Raw genomic sequence first — 15,746 nt, 5'->3', positions numbered from 1 at the left:
GTGCGGGGCTGGGGCGGTATGTCGGGCGGTGCGAGGTTCGGGGTGGAGACGGCCTCGTCGAGCATCGCCAGCCACTTCTTGGTGGGCAGGACGGGCAGCAGTTCGATCAAGACGGTGACGACGTCGTCCACGTAACCGAGGGCCAGTTGATGGTGGAGCCTTCCGCCGAGGTCGTCGTCGGAGAGACGCTCCTCCAGCATTCGGAAGATCTTCGGCCAGCCCGTCAGCCGGTCGACCGGACGGTCTGCCAGCGCCCTGAGCAGCAGGAAGCGCACGAACGGCATCATCGCCGCCTCGCCGCGGACGCTGCGGGCCGACCACAGCGTGGTGGAGGTGAACAGCACCAGCTCGGCGTTGACCCGGTCGCCCAGCAGCGGCGCGAGGACCCGCGCCTCCTTCTGGTCACGCGCGGCGGCGATCGTGATCAGGTCGTCGCGGAGCCGTTCGTCGATATGACCCCGCGGTGTCAGCTCCGCGGCGACCCGTTCGAGCAGGTACCGCTCCAGCGTGCCCTCCCGGTCTCCGACCTGGCTTCTCAGCACCTGGTCAAGGTCGTCGACCTGCGCCGGCTGATCCTCCAGCCGGTTCAACAGCAGGCCGGTGGCCTCGGCATGCCCGCCGGTGAGCCTGTGGATCCTCTTGGCGATGTCGCTGCTGCCCAGCGATCCCGGCCATCGCTTGGACCGCGCCAGCTGCTGGACGTCCTCGACCGCGAGCCCGTCCAGGCCGACACGCACCGCCGCCGGACGCCGGCCACAGATCTCTTCGGAGCCGAGGCGCTCCAGCTCGGACTCGGACCACCCCGGGTCATGCCTCGATGCCTCGGCCGCGGCGTGCCCGGAGCGTCCCCCGCTCGTCGTGATGACGACCAGCGGGTCGTCCGGTATCCCCTTGTGCCGCAGCTCGTTGCGCACCCCGACCAGGGACCGCACGAACTCCCGTGCCGAAGGGGCGTCGCCGTTGTCCAGCAGGACGACGGCGTTGGAGTGGCGGTTCAGGGTGCGGTCCAGGCTCTCGCGCAGGTCCGCCAGCAGCCCCGCCAGCAGCAGATGGTCGACGTCCTGCCGTACGGTGACCCTCTCCTGCCTGGCCTGGACGCTGAGCGTGATCAGCGCGTCGACGGGCTTGTGCCGGAAGTCCTGGTCCTGATGGCCGAACCACTCCAGCGGCTCGTCCCAGACCAGCTTCGCCCGCAGGCGAGACCACTTGAGCCTCTGGGTCAGCTCCTCGGCGGCCACCGGGACCAGGTCTTGGACGCCGGGCACCGGGATGTAGGTGGCACCCAGGGTGAACAGCCCGGTGATCAGCCTCTGCACCGCCCCGCGATCCCGGTAGCCGTTGATCCGTTCCACCATGGCACGGCGCCGGGCGGCAGCGTCGGCGCCCTCGATCGGGCCCTCCATCGCGATGTTGGCCAGCACCACCCTGGGAAAGGAGACGGCGAAGTCCGGCACCTCGGTGGTCAGCCCGAGCATCACCGCGGCCAGCACCTCCCGCATGGAGTGGGGATCGCCCTCGACCGCGAGCGGATCGATCCTCGCCGTCGGCGTCCTCCCGCCCCACTTCCGCCAGGTGTGGTCCAGCACTTCCGAACGTCCCGCCCCACCGACTCCTTCAAGCACCAGAATCGGACGGACGGTGCCCGCCGTCACCTGATGGCCGCCGTTCACCTCGATCAACTGCTCGATCAGAGACAGCAGACTCGACCGTCCCGAGAAAGCCACCCGAACCTCCGCCCCGGTAGTGAGGTACGCGCGCCGACCTGCCCAATCAGCAGGTTCCATGCAAGTGTTCGCACGGTAACAGAACAATGACCAGTGCGCTCCATGGACCGATTGTGCACGGGCCTGAAAGGTTTCGCGCAGCGCGACCGTAATCCAGGCTTCCTGAATCTACACACAGAACAAAAATCGGTTGCATGGAAGGGCCGGAAGCGGCCACCTACAGGCGGCGTTGGAACGTTTTCGGGACAAGGTACGACAGCCGCTGCACACCATCCTGGGCCCCCGTCGCATGCGTTGGCCAGACGATCATGCCGTTCCTTCTTGATCCAGCGCACCTATAGATCACGACGATCAAGAAGGGGGGCGCCTCCTCCGCGTCCCGCTGGTACCTGCGGGCGGAGCCCTGTGCTCATTTATTGTCGGCGCTTCGCTTAGCCTTGGACCGGACTAATGCGGCGCCGTCGTTCTCGTCGCGGCGTTACTGAGCTTGAATGCGTGATGTTGTCGCGCGCTCAGGTCCGTCGTCCCAAACCAACACAACGCCGCCGGTCGGGCCCGGCGCCGGCCTCTGCGTCGCACCGACCGCACACCGCCCGCAACTGCCCGACGATGACCAGGCTGCCCGCGCCGTGGACGACCTGCTAGGCGGCCCGCAACCGCGACCATTCGCTGAACCGACGGCGCCGGCCCGCCTCGCGGATACCCCGCCCCCTGCCGTCGGCCGCCGAGCCACCCGGCGAGGCAGGGAACGTCTCTGCCTCGCCCGCCACCGGAACACGCCGGGCTCCAAGGTCCATCCGGCCGCGTTCGACGTCGATCTGGCCGGTCCGCACCGAACGGCCGTACCGAGCACCAGCACTTCGCCATTTCCGGCACATCACACTAGTGACTGGCGTCATACATGGCGATGATGCTTGCGGGCAGCCGGCCTCGGTCGTTGACCCGGAGACCGGCATCTTTGGCCCATTCCCGTATGGTCTCGATACGTTCGGACACCTCTTCGCTGGAGCGGTCTGGGGGAGCGGGATCATGCAGTGGCCAGAACCTCGCCACATACAGCTCAGTGCCCGCGGCCTGCTCCCATTCATCGTCGCCTGGAGCGACGCCACGGGCATACAGGTCCTTTTCTATGGCGGCCATGCTGCTACGGCGGTAGCCGAGCAGGTGTAGGTGATACTGGCCGGGCGGCAGTTCGAACACACCGGGCTCCGCCCCCGCGGCAATCGCCATCAACCCTATGGAGCCCTCCGTCACCCGGAACTTCAGCTGTGCCTGCACCTCAGGCTCGTTTCCCGCATCGGTGACATCACGGGGAGGGCCGTTGTTCCAGAGTTCGAAGCGTATGCCCGGTGACGGAAGCTCGCATGCGGGATAGACATGCACCGCCCCAGTGGTCGCGGCAAAGCAGCCTTGGGCATGCTTCGGTTCCGGGTAGTCGCCCTCCTCGTCGTAGAAGCCGAACATGCCGTAACCGGTCATGGCGATCATACTGGCATCAGACAGCATCCTGATATCCATCGGTTCCTACTTTCAAGGTCGGTCGTCTCTCCAGGGTGGAAAGGCATCGAGCAGGGACGAATGCAGTTGCGCACACGCGCCCGCTGACCCATCATGCTGGGCTACACCCCGCCGCCGCTACTCGACCTTGCAGCGGACGACGCCCGTAAATGAATAGGGACACCCGAGACCACGCCCAAGGCGCTTTGCAAGGCGCGCGATCCCCCTGGCAAGGCCGCCGCATTTCTCTCTCGGTGGATAGATCCTCCGGAGCACCTCAAGCAGGTCCTCGTGAGGCGGCGGCGTCCGTCGGAAGCCGGGTAGTCGCCGTTCGCAGAGACGCTCGCAAGCGGCGCTCTTCCATCCCGTCCGCGCGATCCGGCCGAGAGCTCCGCGTCGGCCATCCGAAGGCCGTCCGCGTCCGCCAGGCGCTCGCGGACGGGCAGGCTGGTATCGCACAGGAGGTCAGCGCGTGGGGCAGTTCGTGAGCGCCTGACCTTGAGGAGAGCCCGCCCCGGCATGGTCCGGGAGGCGGGCTCTCGTACGTCCAGCGGTCATTCAGCCGTTCTTGCTCGCCGAGCAGGCCGGGCAGGGAGATTGTCCGCCGTCCTGCGCCAGCACGACTCCGGCGCCGTAGCAGACCCGGCAGACCGAGGTCGAGGTGAGTGGGGATGTGGGCACCGGACCGTGGACGGCCTCGTCGTACTCCTCCCCGTCCTCGGGGATCTTGTAGCCGCGGGCGTCGTAGCGGGGCGGGGGCGGGTCGGCCAGGCCGGTGCCCCGGCAGTCCTCGCACTGGACACCGATCCAGGCCCCGCCCCGGCGGCCGGTCATGATGATCTCGCCCTTGCCACGGCACGCCGGGCACGCCGGGCCTTCGTGCGGGTCGGGATCGGTCATTTGTGGCCCTTCCCGTTGCAGTCCATGCACTTGATCCAGCGTTTCGGCTTGGCGACGTCCGGCTGGCCGTTGCCGTACTCCCACCAGCCGGCCTGTCCTCGGCAGGTGTTGCAGGGGTCGGGCTTTGCCTCGTCCTTGCCCATGGCGCCGATGGTGACACGGCGAGAGGGACGGGGCTATGACCGGTCGGCTACTTCCTGTCCTTGCGATCATAGGGCCGCCGGGGATCGTGTCCGATAGAGCGCAATAACCTGCTCCTGGAGTTCCCAAAGCCTCGCGGAGGGTTTCCGGGTTAAGCACGTGCTGGGCTGACTCCGATAGAACTCGACTTTCGTAGAAGCGGAATCGGCGTCCCGACAAATGTCAGCGAGTCCGGACTGTGTCCGCAATGCCTGGGGCAGGGCGAGGTGGTCAGCCTCGCTGCGGGTGGATCTACGCGTGGTTCCTGGCCCCACCCGATGAGCTTGGGTTCTAAAGGTGGTCGCAACACCTGACCCCGTGGGGTGTTGCCATGACCAAGGTGCGTCGCGCAGGGCGGATTCTAGAATTTGTCGCAACACGCGATCATTCGACTGTTGCGACGAGCTTAGCGAAGAGATCGGCGGGGGTTTGCCAGTCGAGGATCTTGCGTGGACGGTTGTTGAGCTCGGCGGCGACGGCGGTGAGGTCCTCGGCGGTGTGGACGGACAGGTCGGTGCCCTTCGGAAAGTACTGGCGTAGCAGGCCGTTCGTGTTCTCGTTCGAGCCGCGTTGCCAGGGGCTGGCCGGTTCGCAGAAGTAGACCGGGATGCCGCTGGCGCGGGAGAACTCATCATGACGGCACATCTCGCTGCCCTGATCCCAGGTCAGCGAGCGGGTGAGCTCGGCGGGCAGGTCGGCGAAGGCGTGCAGGAGCGCATCGCGGACGTGTTCGGCGGTGCGTCCTTCGGGCAGGTGCAGCAGCTTGACGTACCGGGTGGTGCGGTCGACCAGCGTGCCGATCGCGGACCGGTTGCCCCGGCCAACGACCAGGTCACCCTCCCAGTGGCCCGGCACCTGGCGGTCGTCGACATCGGCGGGTCGCTGGCCGATCAGCGTGCCGGGGTCGATGAATCGGGTGGCGCGCTGGTCGACGCGCCGGCGTCGGCGGCGGGCCTGGCGGCCGGTGCGCAACGTGTCGGCCCTGCGCTCTAGGCCGCCGCGGTGCGGAAGGTAGATCGCCTGGTAGATGGTCTCGTGCGCCAGGTGCCGGTCGGGCTCGTCGGGGAAGGTGGTTCGCAGGGCTTGGCTGATCTGTTCCGGGCTCCATCGCCGGTCGAGGTGGTCCTGGATGAACTCTTTCAGCTCTGGGTCGCGTCGGATCTTGCCCTGCTTGGAGCGCGCCCGCCGCACGGCCGCGCGCCGCTGGGCGTGGAAGGGCCGGTACCTGCCGGTCCGCGGATCGCGGTTGCGGCGCACCTCGCGGCTGATGGTGGAGGGAGCGCGGCCGAGCTCCTTGGCGATCGTGCGCAGCGAGCCTCCCGCTTGGAGCATCTCGGCGATCACGATCCGCTCGTCCTCCGACAGGAACCGCGCCGAGATGGCACCGTCGTCGGGCTGCTCGGTGATCGGTGCATAGACGCGCTCGCGCCCGGTCCGGTCGATCTCCTTGCGTCCGTACCTCCAGCGAGTGCCGGTCCTGCGGTTGATCCCGACCTCACGGCACGCGGCCGAGTTGCTCATCCCCTGCGCCATCAGGCGAAGGTATTGGTCACGCTTGTCCGCCAACGGCGCGGGTCCACGCTTCTTAGCTGCGCGACGCACCTTGGTCATGGCAACACCCCACGGGGTCAGGTGTTGCGACCACCTTTAGAACCCAAGCTCGAATCTGGAGCCAGTTCACGTTCGCCGAATCACTGCGGGGATGCGCGGGCGGGCACCGTGCCCGCAGTGCAAGCCCGGTTCTGGAGTGCCCTGACGCACTTCGGCCTCGCGCCGTAGCCTGGGGGTTGTCGAGACCAACCAGGAAGAGGTGCGAGGCCGATGCATGATGAGATTACCATCGGGGCCCGACTCCGGATCCTGCGTCGCTGGCGCGGACTGTCCCTCACGACGCTCGCCGACATGGCCGGCCTGTCGCAGGGGTTCCTGTCGAAGGTGGAGAACGGCAAGCTGCCGCTCGATCGCCGCTCGCACATCGCCGCCGTGGCCACTGCCCTAAGGGTGTCGGAGAAGGACCTGGTGGGTGGACCCCACTTGACCCAGGACCCCGTGCAGTCCAGCGCTCACACGACTGTTCCGGCACTTCGGATAGCGCTCACCGCCAACACCCTGGACGATGCTGCGGCCGACTTCGCTCGCCCCCTCGCCGAGCTAGCCGCTGAGCTGGACGGCCCGGTCCACCGGGCTGAGAAGGGCGCTGACTACGCCACGCGCGGCGGGCTTCTCGCCCCCATCCTGGATGAGCTGCATGTCCACACCGCGGGCGGGACCGAGGCCGACCAGTTGCGAGCCCTCTCGCTTCTAGTTCAAGCCTGCTACGGCACCGCGATGACACTGCGGTTCCTCGGGTACGACGACCTTGCTCTCATGGCTGCCAGCAGGGCGCTAGAGGCGGCACAGCGCTTGGAGGATCCCTTGATCCTCGGCCGGGCCGCGTGGGTGCGGGTGCAGACGCTGCCTCGTGGCGTGGGCGCCAATGTCCGGATCGCAACGAAGGCGGCCGATCGACTTCAGGGGGCAGACGGAACGGCTGAGCTGGACACCTATGGCATGCTGCACCTATCGGCAGCGATGGGCGCCGCAGCCGCCAACGATCTGGACGCCGCCGACCGGCACCTTGCCGAGGCGGCCGAGGCGGCCGATCGGGTCGGAGACCGGCCGGATGCGTGGGGCGACTTCGGCCCGACGAACGTGGGCGTCTGGGGCGTGGCCGTGGCTACCGAGGTCGGCGACTATGAGGGGGCGGTCAGGGGCGCCGAGACGGTCGACCCCGAGCGGCTGGTCAATCGAGAGCGCCAAGCGATGTTCCACGCAGACATCGGTCGTGCCTTGGCCCACCTGCCCGGTCGTCAGCGCGACGCGGTATCGGCGCTGGTAACCGCCGAGCGCATCGCGCCACAGCGCATCCGCAACAGCAGTCCGGCGCGGCACGCCATCGAGGTCATGCTGGAGCAGGCGAAGGCCGCTGCTGTAGGCCGGGAGCTACGGGGGATGGCCGCCCGGATGGGTGTACCGCACTAGCCTTTCCGCTCGGCATAACTCTGCGTCGCAGGGTGATTACCGTCCTGCCTCATGAACGCGACTGCGGAGACGACCGCACACTTAGAGCGGCTCGCGGCCGAACTCAGGGGCCGGGGCTGGGAGGCCAAGGTCCGCATGCCCAGGGGCCGTAAGCAGGTCGTGCACGTGCGGAACCCGCGCGACCCCGGCATGAACGGCGACGTCGCCGTCGATGACGCCGCGTACAGATGGGCGTGGAGCGAGCAGGTCATCGGCCCGCTGACCGAGACGCCCGGCGTCGCCGACCGTGTCCAGCACGTCCTGCGCGAGGTGAGGTCATGACCTCACTCTTTGGCGGACCGGACGAAGTCTCCGCGACCGCATACCGCGACAACGAAGACATCAAGGCCCAGCTCCGCGCGGAGTTCCCGCGCTGGTCGATCGTCCACACCACCGATACAAACCGCTGGTGGGCGATCCGCACCCCCGGACGCGCTCGGCTGGATGGCCGCCCTCTCAGTTCGCGGGTGCCGACCGAGCTGGACGCCGACACCGCGGACGAGTTGCGCGCGAAGTTGCGTGCGGTCGCCGAGGCCGAGGCGGGTGCGCGGTGAGTGGGCCGGAGACGCAGTGCGGCCTGATGAAGGAGTTCCCTGGCTGGCTGGTGGAGGTCAAGGACGTGCTGGGTGGCGTCGGGTGGCACGCTTGGCGGCCGGGTCCGCCGGGGCGGGGTGGGTTCTTCGGTGTCCAGGCCGATGAGCTCGGGCTGCTGCGCGAGCTGCTGGAGGAGGCGGACGAGGTCGAGGCCCGGCTGGCGTTGCGGGATCTGGCGGTCGAGTTGCGCGAGTGTGGGGTCACCGCCACGGCGTATGATACGACGCTGACGGCGACGGGTTCGGGTGGGCGTACTCGGCTGGTGACCTGTCGGCGGGGGATGTTCCGCTGGCTGGATGGTGACCGGGTGATCGGCCCGATCGGGGACCCGCTGTTCACCGTCGACGCCGTCCTGGCGTCGTTCGAGGATCAATTGTGAACCGGCCGGCGGACACCGTGGTCGACCTGCCGCCCGTCCGGGACGCGCCACCTGCGATCCCCGCCGGGATCACCACGTGGTGGGGAGAGGCTACGAAAATGTGGTGGGCGATCGTCCCGCCGCTGCACGGCCCGCGTCTGGTCGAGGCGCCGACCGCGGACGCACTGGCCGTCACCGTCGACTGGTATCTGCGGCGGGCGGCGATCTAGATGCCCTGGTTTCTCAAGCCGGGACGGCGCGACGCATCACGCCCCCGCGTCGCGCCGTCCCCAGCGGGCGCGGGAGGTTCCGTGCGGGCGGCCTCCCGCGCCCGCCTGTTCCTCGCGGGACTGATCGCCCGGCATTCCACGGCCTGGCGGGGAGTCCTGCGTCCTGGCGCGGCGGCCGGGGAAGGGGCAGGAGTCCCCGGCCGCCGCGCCGCCCTGCCGGTGACCGCGAGCGATCACCTGGACGCCCTCGCTCGTGCACTGACCGCCGCCGGCTGGTCGGTTTCTCCGCGCTACGACGAGCGCCCCGCGCTGTTGCGGGTGGTCGCGCCCGAAGTGCCGTGCTTCGGCGAGAGTGTCTGGGTGAAGCCGGGTGTGGGCGGGGTTCCGTGGTTCATCTCCTCGACTGGGGATCCGCTGGCGCCCTGCCACGACCTGCCCAGAGCGGTCACCGAGATCGGTGCCCGGTTGGCGCCGCTCGCCATAGCGGCGGCCGCCCGGCGTCCGGCGGGCGCAGAGCAGGGCGCCCTCTCACGCTGCCTGGTCAGCAGTATCTGGACCTTCATCCGCAACGAGGTGAGGAATTCTCATGTCAATTGACAAGCCCCGCGGGTTTGATGAATCCCGTGGTGCAAGGGCGGAGACGTTCGGGCCAGTGAACGCCGGGTACGTCGAGCTGCGCGCTCACGCCCCGGGGGTCGCCGCAAGCTGGCATGAGCGAGCTCTGCGAGCCTGCTGTCCAGTCGCAGCTGCGCGTCAGTTACCGGGCAGAACCGACACGGATCATCAAGTGGGACAAGGGAGCGCAGTGCTACGTGTGGGTCGGCGGACCCAATGATGGCGCCGGGCTAAACCGGGAGCCGCGGCAGGTGGCCGAACGGATCGCGGAGGCGCTCGGTGCGCCGACCGGCTATCCGGAGGGGTTCTCCTGGTTTGGAGCCACTGGCCTGACGACGAACGTGCCGCGTCCGACTACGGCGCGCACGAGTCCCTCGTCTTTCAGGAGCTGGAGGGCCCGCTGCACGGTCGGCAGCGCGAGTCCGAACTCGCGGGCCGGAGTCGGGCCGGAGGGCACGCGCCGCTCATAGGTGCCGTCCTGGATGCGGGCCCGCACGATCGCCGCCATCTGTTCATAGAGCGGCTCCGGTGCGTCCAGGTCGATACCCATGATCAAACCGTATTCGAGACCGGCGCCGAGGCGCCGTCGTGGCTGGCGACCCGGCCGACAACGTGAACCGGGACGCCGCCTTCACCGTGGCGCGCGCCGGCGACCCGAGCGGACTGGGCCTGATGCTCAGCGGGCTCCGCTGTCGCGAAGTTGAACGAGGGACGGGCGATGACCTTCTGACGGGGTAAACCCGCACGATCACGTGCCGTTCTCGTTCGGACGGTGGCGGGCGCCTGTGGTACTGCGCCAGTTGGACGAGCCGATCGCCGAGGCGGAGTAGGTCATCGACGCGGCCGTGGTCATCGCGGGGTCTCTACGCGCCACGCGGTGGACGCGTGGATGATAGAGCCATGAGCGGCCTGTGGGTCTACCGGTATCCGGACCCGCAAGAGGTTCCTCCACAAGTACGCATCCGGAAAACCCGGCGATGCTGCCGGGCCTCGCGGTCGTCCGGCGGCTGATCGCCTGAATATGCTCTGCGGTCACGGCACGGGTACTGCGTGATGGAGAGGTGGGGATGGTGTCGGAGATCGATGGGACTGCGGGGATCGACACGACTGTGCCGCATTCTGCGCGGATCTGGAACTACTGGCTGGGCGGCAAGGACAACTACCAGGCCGACCGGGAGGCCGGTGACCGGATCGCGGCGATGATCCCGGAGATCGTCGCCAATGCCCGCGCCGACCGGGCTTTCCTCGCCCGAGCCGTGCGGTATGTGATCGGCCGGGGGATCGCCCAGTTCCTCGACATCGGCACCGGCTTGCCGACCGCCGACAACACCCATGAGGTCGCCCAGCGGCTCGCGCCGGCGTCACGCATCGTCTACGTCGACAACGATCCCCTCGTCCTGGCGCATGCCCGCGCGTTGCTCACCAGCTCGGCCGAAGGCGTCACCGACTACATCCAGGCCGACGTCGGCGACCCGGCCGGGATCTTGACGCAGGCTGCTCGCACCCTGGATCTGGACCGGCCTGTGGCGATCATGCTGCTGGGCATCATGTGGCACATCACCGATGACGGCGAGGCGGCCGCGATCGTGCGCCGGCTCATGGACGCCGTCCCCACGGGCAGTTGCCTGGTGCTGGCCGACATGACGATCGAGGCCACCGGCGAGCGGATGGCCGCCGCGATCGAGGAGTGGAATCGGCACGGCCGCCCGCCTGGCACCTGGCGGGTGCCCGACCGGATCCGCGAGCTGTTCTTCGGTGGGCTGGAGGTGGTGGAGCCCGGGATCGTCTCCTGCACGCGTTGGCGCCCGGATCCTGCCACCGGCGAGCCTGCCCCCGATGTCGATCGCTACTGCGGCGTCGGGCTCAAACTCTGAGACCCGGCTCAGCAGATGTGTCCAGCCGCGAGGACAACGCTGTGCTCTCCGGACGTTGAATGTTAATGGGAATAGAAAAGGCATCAACATTGACCTTGTCGTTGAGCCGGAATTAGCCTTAGGGAGGATTTTCGGGGCCGTATAGGTCACTGTGACCGCGCCTTCTCCCGGTACGGTTCCCCCTTCGCCTCACCCGGAAGGCTGCCATGAAGAACTCCGGACGCGCGGCGACCGCTGCTCTGGGCGCCCTCGTCTTGATTCCCGTCCCTGCCTCCGCGGCTTCGGCCGGTCCGCCGCCCAAGAGTGTCGTCGTCGAACTGGCGACCCAGGAAGGCTCGGGCTGCCGGTGGGGGACCGTGGCGGTCACCAACGACGCCGACTCCTTCAACGTCACCTACAGCACCTACATGGCGCAGGTCGGCGGGGGCAGCGCTCCAAGGGACGCTCAGAAGAGCTGCCGGCTCGGTCTGAAGATCACGCATCCGCCCGAGTTCACCTACGCGCTCCAATCGGCCGACCACCGGGGCTTCGCCTCGCTGGAACCCGGCTCGTCCGGCTCGCTGAGATCGTTCACCGTCCCCCCGGGCTTCCCGGAGGGCCGCGGGTTGCTGCACAAGCTCAAGGGTGCCTACTACGACACCTGGAGCTTCCACGAGAGCAGCGACATCGAGGCGCCCTTCAAACGGTGTGACGCGAACGGCCTCTTCACCCTCAAGACCGAGCTTCAGGTCGACCTGGGCGCGTCCGACCCGTCCAAAGTCAGCTTCGTGGACCTCGGCAGTGTGGACGGCGGCACCCGCACCACGTACAACCTCATCTGGAAACAATGCCCGTGATGGTTGCGGCGCGGGCGTGACGATTGGGGTGGCGACGTCGGCAAGGCCCTGGGTGTCGAACCTCCTGATCGGCTGGCGTGGGGGCGGAGGTTTATGCCGGACGTGGCCAAACCTCTGCAAATTGTTCGGGTTGGGGGAGTTCCGCCGATCGGTGACGGGTAGCACGTACCTGTTCGCACCGGGGGAGGGAACATGCCCGATACGCCATTCGGGCGGTACTCCGGCGGCCTGCCCGGCAGGCGCGTCGGCCGCCCTGCGCCACGGCCCTGGCAGCGGTCGTTCCGCTGCCCTTCCACGGCGCGCAGGCGCCCGGCGGCGGAGGCTCAGGCCAAGCGGTACCAGGACTTCGTCGCGCTGCATGAGGAGATCTCGGCCGGGTCGGATCCGGTCCTGCGCCCGCTGTGGTGGACGGGCCTGGCCTGCGCGCTGGTCGCGGCGGCCCTGGCGTTCGCCGTCGTCCTGGGGGTGCGGGGGGTGTTCGGCGTCCTGGTGCCGGTGTTCGCCGGGCGGCACACGAGCGCGGAGGCCGCGGCGACGAGCTATGCGCTGTGCGCTCTCGCGGGAACCGTGCAGGCCACGGCGCTGATGCATCTGCTCGTCGCTACGGCGGCGCGGCCGGTGCGGGCGTTCGCGTGGATCGGCGGGACCGGGGTCGGGGCGGTGGCGCTGCTGCCGCTGGCGCTGCGCGGGCCGCGGGACGCCGCGCTGGTCACGGCGGCCATGAACGTGGCGGGCGGGACGGCGGTGGTGGGGCTGATCGCCGCGGTGGTGGCGTCGGCGGAGGCCGGAGGGTCGTTCAGGCGCGGCCGACCGTGATCGTCAGCGGGTCGGGGGCGGCGCTGGACAGCACGCGGACGTGGCGGAGCCGCCGCCGGACCTGGACTTCCACCGGGTCTTGCGGGGCCAGCACGCACAGCTCGCGGTGCATGCCGGAGAAGCCGAGGCAGAGGGAGACGTCCCAGGTGCCGCGGGGGAGCGGGTCGTCGACGAACGCGCGCGTGACCGGCACCGCGGCGGTGTAGCAGAGCCCGGACGGACGTTCCTCCAGCATCGCGATGACCGTGTAGGACTGGCGGGTGTGGCGTTCCAGCAGGTTCAGGGTGCCGGAGACGGGCATCGGGATCCGCTCGATGTCGATGTGGCCGCTGACGACGACCTCCTCGTCGTCCTCGTTCCAGGCGAGCCGGTCCGCGGGGGTGGATCCGGCGACGTGGGAACGGCCGCCGACGTCGATGGCGAGGGTGCCCTGCGCGGTGAAGTAGGCGGCGACCGTGGTGGAGTCCGGCAGGAACCGCCGCTGCGGGGAGGCGTCGAGGCCGGGAGCGCGGCCGAGGGGCAGGACGAGGTCCTGCAGCGGCCAGTCGATGGCGACGTCCACGTCCCAGAGGCCGCCGGGGAGCGGAAGGCCGCCCTCGACGGACGCGACGTCGATGCGGGCCTCGAACGTCCCGTCCTCGGCGGTGGCTCCGGGGATGCGCAGCAGGCCGCCGCCGTCGCGCTCGCGCAGGTGCAACTCGACCTCGGGGACGGCGCCGCTCCGCTCGATCCGGCCGGTCAGCCGCAGGGCGGAGCCCGCCCAGCCGATCTCCGTCAGGAACGTCCCGGTTTCCATGCGGGGGATCTCCCCTCGATCGCGGCGCCGAATCCGGTCACGGCACCACGGTCACCGGCCATTTGCCCGCCCTGACCAGCTTGACCGCCACCGATCCGATCAGCCGGTGCCCGGCCTGCGCGGACGCGCCGACGACGACGGCGTCCGCGCGGGACTCGTCGGCGACGCGGGCGAGGACGGTGTACGGGTCGCCCTGCTCGGTGACGACGTCGTAGCGGACGCCGACGCGTTCGGCGGCCTGCTCCAGCTCCCGCCGCAGCTCCGCGAGGACCTCGTCGGACGCCTCGCGCATGACCGCGGCGCCGCCGGGGGTGAGCGTGGACAGGGACGCGGCCGGCGCGACGTGGACGAGGACGAGCCGGGCGCCGCCGCGGCGGGCGAGGCCCCAGGCGTAGGCGCCCGCGCGCAGCGAGGTATCGGATCCGTCCACGCCGACGACGATCACCTTCGGCCCGTCGACGCCGTACTCGAAGGTCATGCGCCCACCCTAGGGATCCACGTTCCGTCGCGCGAGAGGCGCCCTAGCCGGGGACGAAGCGGGCCAGCAGGTCGTCCAGGCGCAGGGAGCCGGTGGTGAGCGCGCCGTACATCTCGTCGATCTCGCCGTAGCCCAGGGCGCGGGCGACGGCGAGGGAGTCGCCGCGGGCCTCGGCGGCGAGCAGGTCGACGCTCCGCCCGGCCAGCGCGCGGACGAGGCGGCGGCGGCCCGAGGCGGCGGCGTCTTCGGCGCGCCGCCGGGACACGCCCTGCTGGATGTGGACGCGGGCGGGGACGGTCACGGCGAACTCCAGCCAGTCCTCGGACGGGGCGCCGGCCGGGTCGGTGAGGATCTCCACGACGTTCCCGCTGCGGACCTGCACCGACATCGGGGCGAGCCGCCCGTTGACGACGGCGCCGATGCAGCGGTCGCCGGTGGCCGGGTCCAGGGCGTAGGCGAAGTCGAGGGCGGTCGCGCCGGCGGGCAGCGGGACGATCTCGCCGTCCGGGGTGAAGGCGGCGACGTTGCCCGCGGCGAGGTCGGCGCGCAGGCCGTCCAGGAAGTCGGCGGACGGCGTGCCGGACTGCCAGGCCAGCAGCCGGCTCAGCCAGACCAGGTCGCGGCGCCCGGCCACGGCGTCGGCGGTGGCGGCGTCGTCGCCGGCGTCGCGGATGTGGGCGACGATGCCGTACTCGGCGACCGGGTGCATGGCGACGGTGCGGACGATGACCTCGAACGGGTCGCCGTCCGGGCTGATCACCCGCGTGTGCAGCGACCGGTACATGTTGTCCTTGGGCGTCGCGATGAAGTCGCGGACCTGCCCGGCGACGGGGTGCAGCGCGGCGTGCACCGCGCCGAGCGCGATGTAGCAGTCGCGGTCAGCGCCGTCCACGAGCAGGAGGAGGCGCGCGGCCTCGCACGGCCGCAGCCCGGCCAGCTCGCCGCCGAACGACTGGTGCACCGCGTACAGGTGCGAGGGCCTGATCTCGATCCGGGCCCGGACGCCGTGATCGGCGAGGGAGTCGCGGAGCCTTTCCATGGCGGGGCCGAACGCCCGGCCGGCGTCGCGCAGCGCGGCCCGGACGGCGTGCCCGGTCGCCGCGTGCGCCTCGGGGGAGCGGGCGGCGAAGGCCAGGTCGTCCATCTCCCGCTTGAGGACGTGGATGCCCAGCCGCTCGGCGAACGGGACGAGCAGCTCGTGGGACGCCTTGGCGTAGCGGGCGCGCTTGTGCTCGGGCTGGTAGCGCAGCGTCCGCAGGTTGTGCAGCCGGTCCGCGAGCTTGATCACCAGGACGCGCAGGTCGTCGGACGCGGACAGCACGATCTTGCGGAACGTCTCGGCCTCGGCGCGGTCGCCCCAGCGGCCCCCGTCGAGCTTGGTGACGCCGTCCACCAGCACCGCGATCTCCTCGCCGAAGTCGGTGCGCAGCTCGCCCAGGGTGTAGGGGGTGTCCTCCACGGTGTCGTGCAGGAGCGCGGCGACGAGGGTGGTGGTGTCCATCCCCATGCCCGCCAGGATCATCGCGACGGCGAGCGGATGGGTGATGTAGGGGGCGCCCGACTTGCGGAGCTGGCCGCGGTGGAGCCGCTCGGCGACCTCGTATCCGCGCAGCAGCTCCGCCTCGTCGCCGCCGGGGTAGGCGGAGCGGTGCGCGTCCAGCAGCGGCGCGAGGGCGGCGCGGACGACGCCGTCGCCCAGGGCCGCCTCGCGGCGGCGCAGCGGCATCCGGAACCGCCCGGGAGAGGGCAGCCGGACGGGGAGGCGGGACGGGAGCCGGGACGGGACTG

General features: G+C 69.9%; 18 protein-coding genes. 9 read left to right on the top strand and 9 right to left on the bottom strand.

Annotated features, from left to right (window positions below; genetic code table 11):
* From E1298_RS31110 to E1298_RS31095, 5 genes are all read right to left on the bottom strand, one after another.
* On the bottom strand, positions 1–1,724 hold a 1,724-nt coding region (locus E1298_RS31110), incomplete at its 3' end, for a hypothetical protein (RefSeq protein WP_131899588.1).
* A gap of 882 nt (positions 1,725–2,606) precedes the next feature.
* Positions 2,607–3,242 carry an Lsr2 family DNA-binding protein gene (locus E1298_RS31105; protein WP_131899586.1) on the bottom strand — a complete coding sequence of 212 codons (636 nt, stop codon included), beginning with the start codon at positions 3,240–3,242 and terminating at the stop codon, positions 2,607–2,609.
* A gap of 537 nt (positions 3,243–3,779) precedes the next feature.
* Complete coding sequence (locus tag E1298_RS31100; RefSeq protein ID WP_131899585.1) at positions 3,780–4,121, bottom strand: hypothetical protein; 342 nt, start codon at positions 4,119–4,121, stop codon at positions 3,780–3,782.
* Positions 4,118–4,264, bottom strand: a complete 147-nt coding sequence (locus E1298_RS48540) for a hypothetical protein (RefSeq protein ID WP_165975752.1) — start codon at positions 4,262–4,264, stop codon at positions 4,118–4,120. Before E1298_RS48540 ends, E1298_RS31100 begins: the two co-directional genes overlap by 4 nt.
* Before the next feature lie 421 nt (positions 4,265–4,685).
* Positions 4,686–5,822: an IS30 family transposase gene (locus tag E1298_RS31095; RefSeq protein ID WP_424923163.1), complete on the bottom strand. Its 1,137-nt coding sequence runs from the start codon at positions 5,820–5,822 to the stop codon at positions 4,686–4,688.
* 300 nt (positions 5,823–6,122) lie between these two features.
* Here E1298_RS31095 and E1298_RS31090 point away from each other — a divergent pair, with 300 nt between their 5' ends.
* The 6 genes from E1298_RS31090 to E1298_RS31065 all read left to right on the top strand — a co-directional run bounded on the left by E1298_RS31090 (position 6,123) and on the right by E1298_RS31065 (position 9,140).
* Complete coding sequence (locus E1298_RS31090; protein ID WP_131899581.1) at positions 6,123–7,322, top strand: helix-turn-helix domain-containing protein; 1,200 nt, start codon at positions 6,123–6,125, stop codon at positions 7,320–7,322.
* 51 nt (positions 7,323–7,373) lie between these two features.
* Positions 7,374–7,643, top strand: a complete 270-nt coding sequence (locus tag E1298_RS31085) for a hypothetical protein (RefSeq protein ID WP_131899579.1) — start codon at positions 7,374–7,376, stop codon at positions 7,641–7,643.
* Entirely contained in the window at positions 7,640–7,915 is a 276-nt protein-coding gene (locus E1298_RS31080; protein ID WP_131899577.1) for a hypothetical protein, read from the top strand. The genes E1298_RS31085 and E1298_RS31080 overlap by 4 nt, the downstream gene beginning before the upstream one ends.
* Positions 7,912–8,334, top strand: a complete 423-nt coding sequence (locus E1298_RS31075) for a hypothetical protein (protein ID WP_131899575.1) — start codon at positions 7,912–7,914, stop codon at positions 8,332–8,334. Before E1298_RS31080 ends, E1298_RS31075 begins: the two co-directional genes overlap by 4 nt.
* Entirely contained in the window at positions 8,331–8,543 is a 213-nt protein-coding gene (locus E1298_RS31070) for a hypothetical protein (RefSeq protein WP_131899573.1), read from the top strand. Before E1298_RS31075 ends, E1298_RS31070 begins: the two co-directional genes overlap by 4 nt.
* Before the next feature lie 81 nt (positions 8,544–8,624).
* Entirely contained in the window at positions 8,625–9,140 is a 516-nt protein-coding gene (locus E1298_RS31065; protein ID WP_131899571.1) for a hypothetical protein, read from the top strand.
* Between the two features lie 310 nt (positions 9,141–9,450).
* On the opposite strand, the gene E1298_RS31060 is transcribed toward E1298_RS31065, so the two are convergent.
* Complete coding sequence (locus E1298_RS31060) at positions 9,451–9,708, bottom strand: GntR family transcriptional regulator (protein ID WP_131899569.1); 258 nt, start codon at positions 9,706–9,708, stop codon at positions 9,451–9,453.
* A gap of 517 nt (positions 9,709–10,225) precedes the next feature.
* Here E1298_RS31060 and E1298_RS31055 point away from each other — a divergent pair.
* The 3 genes from E1298_RS31055 (at position 10,226) to E1298_RS31045 (ending at position 12,684) form a co-directional block, all read left to right on the top strand.
* Complete coding sequence (locus E1298_RS31055; protein WP_207944938.1) at positions 10,226–11,032, top strand: SAM-dependent methyltransferase; 807 nt, start codon at positions 10,226–10,228, stop codon at positions 11,030–11,032.
* 206 nt (positions 11,033–11,238) lie between these two features.
* A complete protein-coding gene (locus tag E1298_RS31050) occupies positions 11,239–11,868 on the top strand; it encodes a DUF4360 domain-containing protein (protein ID WP_131899567.1) in 630 nt (209 codons plus the stop codon).
* Between the two features lie 192 nt (positions 11,869–12,060).
* Positions 12,061–12,684, top strand: coding sequence for a hypothetical protein (locus tag E1298_RS31045; protein WP_131899565.1), 624 nt, complete (start codon positions 12,061–12,063; stop codon positions 12,682–12,684).
* On the opposite strand, the gene E1298_RS31040 is transcribed toward E1298_RS31045, so the two are convergent.
* The 3 genes from E1298_RS31040 to E1298_RS31030 form a co-directional block, all read right to left on the bottom strand.
* Entirely contained in the window at positions 12,665–13,480 is an 816-nt protein-coding gene (locus E1298_RS31040) for a hypothetical protein (protein ID WP_131899563.1), read from the bottom strand. The genes E1298_RS31045 and E1298_RS31040 overlap by 20 nt on opposite strands.
* Before the next feature lie 37 nt (positions 13,481–13,517).
* On the bottom strand, positions 13,518–13,958 hold the full coding sequence (locus E1298_RS31035) for a universal stress protein (RefSeq protein ID WP_131899562.1): 441 nt from the start codon (positions 13,956–13,958) through the stop codon (positions 13,518–13,520).
* A 43-nt stretch (positions 13,959–14,001) separates the two neighbouring features.
* On the bottom strand, positions 14,002–15,746 hold a 1,745-nt coding region (locus E1298_RS31030; protein WP_341770659.1), incomplete at its 5' end, for a RelA/SpoT family protein.

This window comes from Actinomadura rubrisoli (genome assembly GCF_004349215.1).
Classification (GTDB): domain Bacteria; phylum Actinomycetota; class Actinomycetes; order Streptosporangiales; family Streptosporangiaceae; genus Spirillospora; species Spirillospora rubrisoli.
Note: the sequence above shows the minus strand (reverse complement) of the source record. Positions and strands in the feature narration are given on the sequence as shown.

Bases quoted from the DNA above. Each gene is read 5' to 3' on its own strand.
- E1298_RS31090 (WP_131899581.1), top strand. From the start codon at position 6,123: ATGCATGATGAGATTACCATCGGGGCCCGACTCCGGATCCTGCGTCGC.
- E1298_RS31040 (WP_131899563.1), bottom strand. From the start codon at position 13,480: ATGGAAACCGGGACGTTCCTGACGGAGATCGGCTGGGCGGGCTCCGCC.
- E1298_RS31050 (WP_131899567.1), top strand. From the start codon at position 11,239: ATGAAGAACTCCGGACGCGCGGCGACCGCTGCTCTGGGCGCCCTCGTC.
- E1298_RS48540 (WP_165975752.1), bottom strand. From the start codon at position 4,264: ATGGGCAAGGACGAGGCAAAGCCCGACCCCTGCAACACCTGCCGAGGA.
- E1298_RS31085 (WP_131899579.1), top strand. From the start codon at position 7,374: ATGAACGCGACTGCGGAGACGACCGCACACTTAGAGCGGCTCGCGGCC.
- E1298_RS31095 (WP_424923163.1), bottom strand. From the start codon at position 5,822: ATGAGCAACTCGGCCGCGTGCCGTGAGGTCGGGATCAACCGCAGGACC.
- E1298_RS31100 (WP_131899585.1), bottom strand. From the start codon at position 4,121: ATGACCGATCCCGACCCGCACGAAGGCCCGGCGTGCCCGGCGTGCCGT.
- E1298_RS31055 (WP_207944938.1), top strand. From the start codon at position 10,226: ATGGTGTCGGAGATCGATGGGACTGCGGGGATCGACACGACTGTGCCG.
- E1298_RS31060 (WP_131899569.1), bottom strand. From the start codon at position 9,708: ATGGGTATCGACCTGGACGCACCGGAGCCGCTCTATGAACAGATGGCG.
- E1298_RS31105 (WP_131899586.1), bottom strand. From the start codon at position 3,242: ATGGATATCAGGATGCTGTCTGATGCCAGTATGATCGCCATGACCGGT.
- E1298_RS31080 (WP_131899577.1), top strand. From the start codon at position 7,640: ATGACCTCACTCTTTGGCGGACCGGACGAAGTCTCCGCGACCGCATAC.
- E1298_RS31045 (WP_131899565.1), top strand. From the start codon at position 12,061: ATGCCCGATACGCCATTCGGGCGGTACTCCGGCGGCCTGCCCGGCAGG.
- E1298_RS31035 (WP_131899562.1), bottom strand. From the start codon at position 13,958: ATGACCTTCGAGTACGGCGTCGACGGGCCGAAGGTGATCGTCGTCGGC.